Consider the following 10770-nt stretch of genomic DNA (forward strand, 5'->3'; position numbering starts at 1 on the left):
GACCCGCTAGGACGTAGTGCTCACAGCACCGGGGGCGGGGGCCGCAACGGCCCCCGCCCCCGGTGTCGCGCTCGGACGGGTCAGTCTTCCGGCAGGCGGTACGCCCCGGCGTCGTCCTGCTCGACGAGGCCGTCCTCGACGAGCCCGCCCAGGCAGCGGGTCACCTGGGGGTCGTCCGGCTCGGTGGCGAGGGCGGCGTCCAGCGCCACCCGGCCCACCGGCCCGGGGGCGGTGCGCAGCACGGCCATGATGCGGCCGCGGCACTGCCGGTCCGTGCCGTGCCACGACTGCGCACGACGCCGGTGGGCGTGCTCGTCGGCGGGGTAGCCGGCAGCGCGCCAGGCGCACAGGTCCGCCACGGGGCAGGCACCCGGGTCCGTCAGGCAGTGCGGGGAGCGTGCCGTGCACACCAGCGCCCCGAGCTCCATCGAGGCCGCCGCCCACGCGGCGGCGTCGGCATCGCCGTCCGGCACGACGGCGGCCGCCACCGCCCGCTCCGCAGCCGTGGGGGAGGGGGCGGGCAGCGCCGCCCCGGTGATCGTCCGGGCCAGCACGCGGCGCACGTTGGTGTCCACGACCACGGAGCGGCGCCCGAAAGCGAACGCCCGCACCGCCGCGGCGGTGTACTCGCCGATCCCGGGCAGGGCACGCAGCGCTTCCTCGTCGTCGGGCACCGCGCCACCGTGGCGCTCGACGACGGCGCGGGCGCACTCCTGCAGGCGCAGCGCGCGGCGGGGGTAGCCGAGCCGGTCCCAGGCCCGCAGCACGTCTGCCGTGGACGCCGCCGCGAGGTGCGCGGGCGTGGGCCACCGCTCCATCCAGGCCCGCCAGGCCGGCTCGACCCGGACCACCGGCGTCTGCTGGAGCATCACTTCGCTGACGAGCACACCCCAGGGGGTGCGGTCGGCGGCACGCCAGGGCAGGTCGCGCCGGGCCGTGGCGAACCAGCCGACGGTGCGCTCCACGAGCTCGTCGAGGTCCGGCTCGTGCCCGGCGTGCCCGGACGTCGGTGTGCGAGAGCCTGGGGGGAGCGGCGAGCGGAGCACCCGCACACGGTAGTCGCCGGGCCGGGGCGCCCGGGGCCGGGGCACGAGCGGAGCGGCGAGCGAGAGCACGGCGACGCGCGCGGACAGGGAGGCGGCCCGGGCCTGCCCCTGCGGGCCACCGCGGCAGGGCGGGAGCCAGCGGGCGCGGCACCCGCGGAATCCCGCGGATATGTCGTACCTTTGCCCCGTCCTGCACGCCGTCATCGCCCTCGCCGGAGGTTCCCGTGGCACCTGTCGACCGCGACCGCGCGCAGCGCGGCTCGTCGTCGGGGCGGGGAGCGCGGGCCGTGCGTGCCGGTGGCGCGCCCCGCGCAGGGGCCGACCCCGCTCGGCGGGACCGTGGACGAGAAGACCGTGGCCGAGGGGCGGAGGTCCGCGAGCTGCGGCCCCGGCCGCGCGACGGACACCGGGCCACGCGGGCTTCCGACGGCCCCTTCTCGGGCCGGCGCGGGGACGACGCCGCGCGGGGGGCCAGGCCGTCCGCGAGCACGCGTCCTTCCACCACCCGTCCCTCCACCGACCGCCCGGGGCGAGGAGCGGGCCGCCCGGGGCGGGGAACCGGCCGCCCGAACGGCGGGGACGCGATCACCCCGCGTGCGTTCCTCGTCGGCCTGCTCGTGGTGCTGGCCGTCCTGGTCGGGGCCGGCACCGCCGTCGGTTACGGGGTGGGCAAGGGCACGTTGTGGGTCCGCGACGTGTGGCCCGACCCTGTTCCCGCGCTCGAGGCGTCCAAGGTCGCGCCCCCGCTGCCCATCGACGTGGGCGGCCCGAGCCGGCCCTGTGCGCCCACGAGCCTCACCATGCGCGCCGTGCCGGACAACGCCCAGGTCGCGCCCGGGCAGATGGTGGCCTTCGCGGTGAGCGTGGAGAACTCCGGGCGCAGGCCCTGCCTCGTCGACGGCTCGGAGACCAACCGGCAGGTGATCGTCACGGACGCCGCCGGCAACCAGGTGTGGTCCAGCGCGGACTGCAGCTCCGGCTCGCGCGAGCTGCTCCTCGGGCCCGGCGACGTGGACTCCCGCACCGTGCGGTGGTCCGGCAAGCCGTCGGTGCCCGGCGCCTGCACGCGCGACCAGCAGCCGGTGCCGCCCGGCGAGTACACCGCCAGCGTGGTGATGGTCGCGATCCCCGACGCCGTCAGCGAGGTCTCCACGGTCACCGTGGCGGAGGAGGGCGCGGAGGTGCCGGGCGAGGGCGAGGCGCCTGCCGAGGGTGCGCCGGAGGGGGAGGTGTCGGCTGACGCCGGAGCCGAGGGTGCGCCGGAGGGCGAGGCGCCTGCCGACGCGGGGGCCGGAGAGCAGCCCGAGGGCGAGGCGCCCGTGGAGCAGCCCGCCGGCGAGGCGCCGCCCGAGGTGCCCGCCGGCTGACACGGTGGTGCTGGCTGGAGGGCGCTGCTACACGTACCGCTCGAGGATGCTGGACTCGGCGAGGCGGGACAGGCCCTCGCGCACGGCCCGCGCGCGCTGCTCGCCCACGCCGTCGACCGTCATGAGGTCGTCCACGCTGGCGGCCAGCAGCTTCTGCAGGCCGCCGAAGTGGGCCACGAGCCGGTCGATGATCGCGCCCGGCAGGCGAGGCACCTTGGACAGCAGGCGGTAGCCGTGCGGCGCGACCGCGGCGTCGAGGGCGATGCCCGCGCCGGGCAGCTCGAGGACACGGCCGATCTGCCCCAGGTCGAGCAGCTGGCTGGAGTCGAGGGCGCCCAGGTCGGCCTGCACGTCGGCCAGGGTCTTGCCCGAGCGCTCCAGGTCGACGTAGTCACGGACGACGAACTCACGGTCCGAGCCGATGCCGCCGATGAGCTCGTCGAGCTGCAGGGCCAGCAGACGGCCGTCCACACCGAGCTCGATGACGTAACCGGCGATCTCCTCGGAGATGCGGCGCACCATCTCGAGGCGCTGCACCACCGCGCACACGTCGCGGACCGTCACCAGGTCCTCGATCTCGAGGGCGGACAACGTGCCGGACACCTCGTCGAGGCGCGAGCGGTACCGCTCCAGCGTGGCGAGCGCCTGGTTGGCGCGGCCCAGGATCGTGTCGGAGTCCTCCAGCACGTGGCGCACGTCGCCCACGTAGAGCGCGACGATGCGCATCGACTGGCTGACCGAGATCACGGGGAACCCGCTCTGCTTCGCCACCCGCTCGGCGGTGCGGTGCCGGGTGCCCGACTCGCTGGTCTCGATGGTCGGGTCCGGCAGCAGCTGCACGGCGGCGCGGCGGATCCGGTTGGCGTCACGGTCCAGCACCACGGCGCCGTCCATCTTGGACAGCTCGCGCAGGCGGGTGGCCGAGAAGGCGACGTCGAGCACGAACCCGCCCGAGCACATGTCCTCGACCGTCTTGTCGAGCCCCAGGACGATGAGCGCTCCCGTGCGGCCGCGCAGGATGCGCTCCAGCCCGTCACGCAGCTCGGTCCCGGGCGCGACCGCGGCCAGGGTCTCCCGGAGGAGCTCGTCGGGGTGCGCAGATGTGGGAGGCACGGTCCGATCTTACGGGTCAGCGCGAGCCGCGGCCGAGCGCCACCGCGTCGACCGCCTCGGCGACGTGCGCGGCCTCGACGAGCTGGAGGCCGGCGGAGCTCTTCGCCGTCGTCCCGGCGCGGGTGCCGAGGGGCACGACGGCGCGCTCGAAGCCGAGGCGAGCCGCCTCCGAGAGACGCCGTTCCAGGCCCGTCACCGGCCGGATGTCGCCCGCCAGGCCCACCTCGCCGAACGCGACAGTGCCGGGCGGGAGGGCGTCGCCGGTGCGGGCCGAGACGATGGCCAGGGCGGCCGCGAGGTCCGCGGCAGGTTCACCCGCCCGGGCCCCGCCCACCGTGGACAGGTAGACGTCCTGGTCGGCCAGGCGCAACGACGCGTGCCGGTGCAGCACCGCGAGGATCATCGCCAGGCGGGAGGAGTCCATGCCGCTCGTGGTGCGGCGAGGGTTCGGCAGGGCCGACGGCGCCACGAGCGACTGGATCTCCAGCGCCAGCGGCCGTCGGCCCTCCAGCGTGACCGTCACGCACGAGCCGGGCACCCCTGCGCCGAGGTGGGAGAGGAACAGGCCGCTCGGGTCCGTCAGCCCCGTGATCCCCGACTCCGACAGGTCGAAGCACCCGACCTCGTCCGTGGGGCCGAACCGGTTCTTGACCGCCCGGACCATGCGCAGGCGCGAGTGCCGGTCGCCCTCGAACTGGCACACCACGTCCACCAGGTGCTCCAGGGTGCGCGGGCCGGCCACCGTGCCGTCCTTCGTCACGTGCCCCACCAGGAGCACCGGGACCTGGCGTTCCTTCGCGACGGCGATCAGCGCCGCCGCCACCTCGCGCACCTGGCTGACACCGCCGGCGACACCGTCGACCTCGGCCGAGGCGATCGTCTGCACGGAGTCCACGATCAACAGCTCCGGCGTCGTCGCCTCGACGTGGCCGAGCACCGTGCCCAGGTCCGTCTCCGCGGCCAGCAGCAGGCTCGGCGCCAGCGCCCCCACGCGCTCCGCGCGCAGGCGAACCTGGCCGGCCGACTCCTCGCCGGTCACGTAGAGCACCGTGCGCGCACCACCGCCGTCGGCTCCGCGCGCGTACTGCGAGGCGACCTCCAGGAGCAGCGTCGACTTGCCGACGCCGGGCTCGCCCGCCAGCAGCACCACGGCGCCCGGCACCAGACCACCGCCCAGCACCCGGTCCAGCTCGCCCACACCCGTCGGAGCGGCGCGCGCCGCCTCGACGTCGATCTCCGCGATGGGGCGCGCGGCCGAGCGCACCGGGGTGACCGCCGCCGTCCTCGGCCCCGCGGGCGCCGGGCCGTCCTCCGCGACCGTCCCCCACGCCTGGCACTCCCCGCAGCGGCCCACCCACTTGGCCGTCGTCCAGCCGCACTCGGTGCAGCGATAGGCGGGGCGGGACGCCTTGGCGGCGCCGGCCCGGGCGCGAGAAGAGGTGGAGGTGCTCACGGCGGCGACCCTAGGCGGCACCGCCGACACAGGTCCCCGGACCGCGCGGCGCGACCCCGTAGGCTTCCGGCGTCCACGACCACGGGAGGCACCCAGCATGACCGACGAGCGGACGCCGACGTCCCGCAGGCGGCACGTCCACCGCAGGACCTCGCCCGAGGTGTTCCGGCGTCGCCGGATCGTGGTGGCGACGGTCATGGGGACCGTCGTGCTGCTCGTCGCGGCACTGACCGCGTTCGTGTGGCCCGGCTACGGGGTGCCCGAGCCGGAGCCCACCCCCACGGTCACGACCACCGCCCCGCCGCCCACGCCGACGATCGAGCCCGCACCCCGCGAGGGCGAGCAGACCGACCTCACAGGGGCCCTGCCCGACACCGTGCTCGCCTTCGTCCAGCGAGGCCTGGTCGACAACGCCCCGTGGCACGACGACCACGGCGCCGTCGAGTCCTGGCGGGTCACCTACACCGACGGCGAGGGCGGGGACGCCACCGAGGTCGTGCTCACCGTGGGCCAGTGGTCGGAGGAGAGCGACGCCACCTCCTTCTACGACGCGCAGGCCAAGGCTGCCGGCCGGCCCTTGAAGGGCGGCACCGTCCAGGTCGACGGCGAGGACGTGGGCTCGTACTCGGTCACCGCCGAGGACGACGGCGAAGGCGTCATCTGGTGGCGGAACGGCACCGTGGTGATCCAGGTGGTCGGTCCGGCCGAGGTGGTCGAGGACTTCTACTCGGCGTACCCGCTCTGACCCCTGCCGGCGGCGGCGCAGGCCGCTGACCTGCGGTGTCGCAGATCGTCTCACCCGTCGTGTTCCCGCCTGGACGTTGACCGGGAGTTTCCGCACTCCTCACTTCACGTCCGGTGACCGTCGTCGGCCCGCACCGCCGCGTCCTGCAGTCGACTCCGGGGCGATCAACCTTGTCAGGAGGCTGCCGTGATTGGCGAACCTGTTGCCGACGAGGAGGCGATTCTGGCGAGGCTTCGCGAGGTCGGCCATGACGTGGCCTCGCTGGCCGACCTCCGTGGTTCCGGGGTCGAGTATCCCAAGGCGGTCCCGGTCCTCGTTGACGCGCTGTCGGCTACCAGCGAGAAGAAGACGCTGATGGAGATCGTCCGGGCGCTGAGCGTTCCGTGGGCGAAGCCGGCTGCGACCGGTCCTCTGATCGACCTGTTCCGGCGAGTTGACGATCCGACAGGGCTCAGTCTGCGATGGGCCATCGGGAACGCACTGGACGTCGTGTGGGACGACAGTCTTTTCGATGAGTTGGTCGGCCTTGCGAGGGACCGCTCGTACGCGCGAGCCCGCGAGATGGTGGTACTCGGCCTAGCCAGGTCGAAGCGACCTGAAGCTGGCGACGTGCTCATTGAGCTTCTCGACGACCCCGAGGTGAATGGTCACGCCGTGAAGGCACTGGCGAAGCTCAAGTTGCCGCGCTCGAAGCCGGGGCTCCAGCGGATGACTACGGACTCGCGCGCCTGGGTACGCAAGGCCGCCGAGGGTGCTCTGAAGAAGCTCGCCTGACGGTCATCGTGGCACGGAGGTCCTGCAGTCAGCTCGCTGCTGGCTGCAGGACCTCCTTCGCTTCTCACGGCCTTGGTCGAGCGGTTCCGCTCTGATGGATGGAGCGAATCAGCGTCTTGACAGGTTCTCGCCGGGTTTAGCTGGCGGCGGTGTTGAGGGCGGCGCGGATGCGGGTGCTGGCGAGGAGTCCGTCGAGGATGTGCGCCGTTGGCGCACGCAACGCCCATTACCACCCGGACGGGTGACGGTGCTCAGATCGCAGGCGTGGGCTACCGGCGCGGTCGATGACTTCAGGTTCAATAGCCCGTTCAACCCGATCGTGCTCGTGCAGCCAGGAAGGTCGATCATCCAATGATGGTGGCGTGTGTTTCGAACGATCCGGGGGGCCTTGCGGATCACCAGCGGAGCCGTGCTGCGGCGTTCGAGAGCGCGTATCCGCTGACGCCGGGCAAGCGGTATGCCGTCGTCGGCATGGGCATCACGGAGACGGTCTTCCACTTCCTGGTCCGAGACGATCTCGGCGGGGCCCGGCTTGCGCCTGCTGGGATGTTCGACCTGGTCGAAGCGCCGATCCCTGCTGGTTGGCTGTTCGCTCTCGGTTCAGGGATCCGCGCCTCCGGCCGGGATCTGTGGACTGATCCTGTTGTTGCGACGTGGGGCTACCGGGAACTGGTCGAAGATCCTGAGCATTTCTCGGCACTTATGGACGAGGACCCATGCGCCGTGGCCGTGTTCGCTCGCGAGATCTCCGTGGCCGAGGCATCCGGCGCGTAGTCAAGCTTCAGCGAGGGTGCTCGTCCGTTAGCTGGTGCGTGCGAGTCGGCGTTCGTCGTCGTTGAAGACGAGTTGGTCGGTGGTGACGGCGAGGGCGACAGCGAGGGCTCGCAGGACGTCGAGGGTGGCTGGTTGGTGCCGGCCTCGTAGCGGCGCAGCTGGGTGACGTGGACGAGATGCCACTGGTTGTCGAACAGCTAGCTCTACTGCTAACCGACGAATACTACCGGGTGCCGGGAATCCTCTCTGGTATGGAGGATAGGGTCAGCGAGTACAACGGCGAGCGGGCGACGCGACTGCTGTCGTCGTTCGAGTCGTATGGGGGATCGGTTGATGAACTCGGTGCCTTGCAGGTGCACCTCCAGGCTGAGGCGGGAAGCAAAGGCGCGCGGCGGCGCTAGTCTCGCCGACCTTCAGGGTGCAATTTCGGGAGCGTCCGTGACGGCGGTTCGCTATGTAGTGCCGCAAGGAGGATCCTGGCCTGAGGGGCATAGGGCGGATCGTGCTCATGAAGTCGATATGGCGATCGAGATGGTCATGAGCACCGGGGCTGGACTGTCCCTGTCCTGGGCTATGGACGGCCTCAACGAGTGGATGGCGGTCGAAGTTGGAAGACCTGGAGAACCGGATCTCGACTTGCCAGGAGACGCTGTCGACGTGAGCGATCATGTCGACTGGGAGGGATACCTTGGGGTGGGGATCGTGGGCATCACCCCTGCTTGGCACGTTCCTAACGAGGGCTGCCCTGAAATGCCCTGGGCGTATCGCCTCGGATTCTCGAATGGATCGAGCCTCGTGATTGCGCTGGGTGCGGCCGAAGGGTCGGGGTTCAGGTATGCGCCCGATGAACTGGTCGTGTTCTTCGACGAGACTCTCGCGGCTTCCTATAAGATCCCTGCGAGTGACACTTCTGCACTCGGATAGATTGCATGGCGTGAGTGGTTGTCAAGCATGCGCCGGGCTGATGTGCTGCGCTATGGAATGCGGACAATTCCAGCCGAATGGTGTGGAGGTCGGTAGTCTGGTCTCGACGACCGGGTATCGCTCGACGAGGTCATCTGGGAATGCCTTGAGTGATCAGGCGTGCACACCTTGAGTGATGGTGAGCCCGGCCGGGCTGGTTCGGGTGGTGATCGGCTGAGAGGCGGTTGATGTTCGAACATTTCCGCGCGCAGTACGCGACGCTCCGGGAGGCGGCTTCCGCGACGGGAGCGTCCTAGCGCTCCGAGCCATGCTGGTCGAGGCGCAAACTTGGTTGCGATTCGTCTGCGACAGGGCACGAGTCTAGAGAAGATTCCGAACCAATTTGAACTGATCCACCGGGGGTCCATTCGATTTGATGCATCGGACGTTCTGTTCTCAGGCAAGACTCGTTCTGAGGGGTTGAGTGATGTGGTGAAACTGGATCTCGACAAGCGTGAACTAAAGAATTTGTTCGAAGCGGCTGTTCGTTTGAAATTCGACGACGACGACGATGTGCCCGGAGAATACTTCGGAAGCCCGTTCCTTGCTCAGGCGCTGTCGAAGATGTTCCGATCTTTGGTCGCTGAGGCTGAAGGTTCAGGGGACCAGCGAGCTCTAATTCACTGGCAGGAATGGGGTGATTGGGACTGTCATCCGAGGGAACAGGATCTGGTGGTACGACGTGCAGCTAGGTGGCCCCTTTGGGATGGATGGAGTTTCGAGCAGCGCGCCGACGCGTTGCGGCATTGTGCGGCTCCCTTCTGTCTGAGTGAGGAGCAGGTTCGTGGTCTTATTTCAGCGGTTGACGAATCGCGCGGCGTGACCCGGCAGGCTGCCCGGCAGGCGCACGCCCGACGGCACGTCACCGACACCTGAGCGCCGCCCGCTGGCACACTCACACCCATGACCACCACGCCCGGGCAGCCGCTGACCAGGCCGCGCTGGGTCCTGACCGTCATCACGGCCCTGATGGTGGTGGGGGCTCGTGTCCTAGCCGCTGGAACCGCATCGGCCGCAACGGCACCCGCAGCCGAAAACCGCATCCGGGCTTCCGCCTCCACGGCGTGATCGGGCAGTTCGCTGACCAGGGTACGGGCGAGTTGATCCCGACGTCAGTTGGCATCCTCCACTACGGATCGCGTGGTGTTCAGATTGTTCCGGCGCGACCGTTGGGGTGATGGCGATGGACTTCCGTGTGTCGGTTCTGTTGTCGGTGCAGCGTGCGCTGTGGGATCTCGTGACGCCGAACCTCAGAGGGGTGGCGGTCCTCGCGAGACATCCTGAGATCGCTGTCCGGTTCCTCTTCGACGCTGAACCCAACGAGGAGGACCGGGAGAACGTCTCGGAGGCGGAGACGCTCGTCATTGCAGATTTCCTGGACGATGTCGTTGTCTCCGCGCGCGCGGAGTGTGTTCCTACGTCGGTGACCGGCTGCTGCGCGAAAGTGGGCCGTTACCTGGGAGGGGACCGAAGAGGGCTTCGCAAGGATGCTAGGAGGAAACTCGTGACACTCGATGGTCTGTACGGAACCCGGCCCGATCTCCTCCCGCGATCAATGGTGCAGGTGGTTCGCGCAGGCGGGACGGGTGAGCGCCTGCTCGCCTGGACGGGGCGAAACGGGGTGAACCTGCTAGGTCTGGAGGAGCACCGCAGGTGGGAATCGGAGAGTCTTGATCGCTTTCCGCGTAACAGTACGGGTGTCATCAACTGGGAGGCTGCCCCCCCCCGGTGCGGTGCTGCATTCGACCGACCTAGATTCGGCCGACTTGGATACTCTGATCTCAGAGTACGCGCCGGTGGCTGGGCGTATGGTTATTTTCTGGGACAGCTTGGCCATCCCGAGTGTCGAAGTAGATATCGGCCTCCTTAGTCGGTTCTGGCCGGAAGTCGTTGGCCAGCATGCTGAGTTCTGTGTCTATTTTCCTGAAGAGGCAATCCTTGTCGAACTGTCATTCGCAGGCAGGGTGACAGTGGCGAAAGTACCGAAGGATGCGAGCGGCAGCTGAGTGACGAGGCTGATGATCTGATTTGAGGTATCAACGAGTTGCAATAAGCGCGGATTTCGTGATGGCGCGGGCGAGGCCTGTGGACGTTGAGATTGATTACGGATTCGAACATGGCTGGATCGGAGAATCCGAAGTCGTTGCGATCGTTGAGCGCGAGCTTTCCTTGGGGATCGAGATGGTCTCGACGCTGAGCATATGAAGGGAGCCCTGCGGGCAGTGGTCCGCAGGGCTCCCCTTATCGTCTTTGGCTCAGCTGGCTTGGCTGGTGAGGGCCTGGCGGGCGTGGTGGCGCAGGAGGGCGCCCTCGATGAGGGCGGTGACGTGTTCTCGTCGTCGGTGAGTTGGTCGAGGGCTTCGAGCTTGAGGCGCAGGCTGGTGTTGCGGGGGCCGCGTTCGTCGGGTTCGAACAGGAGCGAGTCTGCGCTGACGTTGAGGGCGAGGGCGAGGGCCCTCAGGACGTCGAGGGTGGGCTGGCTGGTGCCGGCTTCGTAGCGGCGGGTCTGGGTGACGTGGGCACCGGAACGGTAGC

13 protein-coding genes and 2 pseudogenes are annotated in these 10770 nt (G+C 69.9%); 10 read left to right on the plus strand and 5 right to left on the minus strand.

Translation table 11 applies throughout. The features are described from left to right. Window positions 1-80: 80 nt before the first annotated feature. A complete protein-coding gene (locus tag DNL40_RS11205) occupies window positions 81-965 on the minus strand; it encodes an HhH-GPD family protein (RefSeq protein ID WP_245885860.1) in 885 nt (294 codons plus the stop codon). 701 nt (window positions 966-1666) lie between these two features. Here DNL40_RS11205 and DNL40_RS11210 point away from each other — a divergent pair. After that, the gene (locus DNL40_RS11210; protein ID WP_146252080.1) at window positions 1667-2413 is read left to right on the plus strand and encodes a hypothetical protein; all 747 of its coding nucleotides are present in this window, start codon (window positions 1667-1669) and stop codon (window positions 2411-2413) included. Between the two features lie 27 nt (window positions 2414-2440). Here the strand turns inward: DNL40_RS11210 and disA are convergent, their stop codons facing one another. Together disA and radA are read right to left on the minus strand one after the other, a co-directional pair. Next, window positions 2441-3526, minus strand: a complete 1086-nt coding sequence (disA, locus tag DNL40_RS11215; protein ID WP_111251343.1) for a DNA integrity scanning diadenylate cyclase DisA — start codon at window positions 3524-3526, stop codon at window positions 2441-2443. A gap of 16 nt (window positions 3527-3542) precedes the next feature. Continuing rightward, on the minus strand, window positions 3543-4979 hold the full coding sequence (gene radA, locus DNL40_RS11220) for a DNA repair protein RadA (protein WP_245885858.1): 1437 nt from the start codon (window positions 4977-4979) through the stop codon (window positions 3543-3545). 97 nt (window positions 4980-5076) lie between these two features. Here radA and DNL40_RS11225 point away from each other — a divergent pair, with 97 nt between their 5' ends. The 3 genes from DNL40_RS11225 to DNL40_RS11235 all read left to right on the plus strand — a co-directional run bounded on the left by DNL40_RS11225 (window position 5077) and on the right by DNL40_RS11235 (window position 7272). Beyond that, window positions 5077-5724, plus strand: a complete 648-nt coding sequence (locus tag DNL40_RS11225; RefSeq protein ID WP_179951042.1) for a hypothetical protein — start codon at window positions 5077-5079, stop codon at window positions 5722-5724. A gap of 186 nt (window positions 5725-5910) precedes the next feature. Further along, complete coding sequence (locus tag DNL40_RS11230) at window positions 5911-6498, plus strand: HEAT repeat domain-containing protein (RefSeq protein WP_111251345.1); 588 nt, start codon at window positions 5911-5913, stop codon at window positions 6496-6498. Between the two features lie 471 nt (window positions 6499-6969). Next, on the plus strand, window positions 6970-7272 hold the full coding sequence (locus DNL40_RS11235; RefSeq protein ID WP_146252082.1) for a hypothetical protein: 303 nt from the start codon (window positions 6970-6972) through the stop codon (window positions 7270-7272). Window positions 7273-7320: 48 nt separating this feature from the next. Here the strand turns inward: DNL40_RS11235 and DNL40_RS16955 are convergent. Then, a pseudogene (locus tag DNL40_RS16955) lies at window positions 7321-7445 on the minus strand (helix-turn-helix domain-containing protein); the annotation flags it as partial. Between DNL40_RS16955 and DNL40_RS11240 the strand changes: the two are divergent. From DNL40_RS11240 to DNL40_RS16225, 6 genes are all read left to right on the plus strand, one after another. Next, window positions 7440-7673, plus strand: coding sequence for a hypothetical protein (locus DNL40_RS11240; RefSeq protein WP_111251347.1), 234 nt, complete (start codon window positions 7440-7442; stop codon window positions 7671-7673). The pseudogene DNL40_RS16955 and the gene DNL40_RS11240 overlap by 6 nt on opposite strands. 118 nt (window positions 7674-7791) lie before the next feature. Continuing rightward, window positions 7792-8196, plus strand: coding sequence for a hypothetical protein (locus DNL40_RS11245; RefSeq protein WP_111251348.1), 405 nt, complete (start codon window positions 7792-7794; stop codon window positions 8194-8196). Between the two features lie 327 nt (window positions 8197-8523). Then, window positions 8524-9111 (plus strand): hypothetical protein, encoded by a 588-nt coding sequence (locus DNL40_RS16220; protein ID WP_146252083.1) that lies wholly within the window; start codon window positions 8524-8526, stop codon window positions 9109-9111. A 27-nt stretch (window positions 9112-9138) separates the two neighbouring features. Further along, window positions 9139-9303: a hypothetical protein gene (locus DNL40_RS16465; RefSeq protein ID WP_179951050.1), complete on the plus strand. Its 165-nt coding sequence runs from the start codon at window positions 9139-9141 to the stop codon at window positions 9301-9303. Between the two features lie 115 nt (window positions 9304-9418). Beyond that, entirely contained in the window at window positions 9419-10105 is a 687-nt protein-coding gene (locus DNL40_RS17035; protein ID WP_484454270.1) for a MafI2 family immunity protein, read from the plus strand. After that, window positions 10002-10241 (plus strand): hypothetical protein, encoded by a 240-nt coding sequence (locus DNL40_RS16225; RefSeq protein WP_146252084.1) that lies wholly within the window; start codon window positions 10002-10004, stop codon window positions 10239-10241. The genes DNL40_RS17035 and DNL40_RS16225 overlap by 104 nt, the downstream gene beginning before the upstream one ends. A 249-nt stretch (window positions 10242-10490) precedes the next feature. Here DNL40_RS16225 and DNL40_RS16960 read toward each other — a convergent pair. After that, window positions 10491-10770: pseudogene (locus tag DNL40_RS16960) on the minus strand (helix-turn-helix domain-containing protein); the annotation flags it as partial.

The organism is Xylanimonas oleitrophica (assembly GCF_003244315.1).
GTDB lineage: Bacteria > Actinomycetota > Actinomycetes > Actinomycetales > Cellulomonadaceae > Xylanimonas_A > Xylanimonas_A oleitrophica.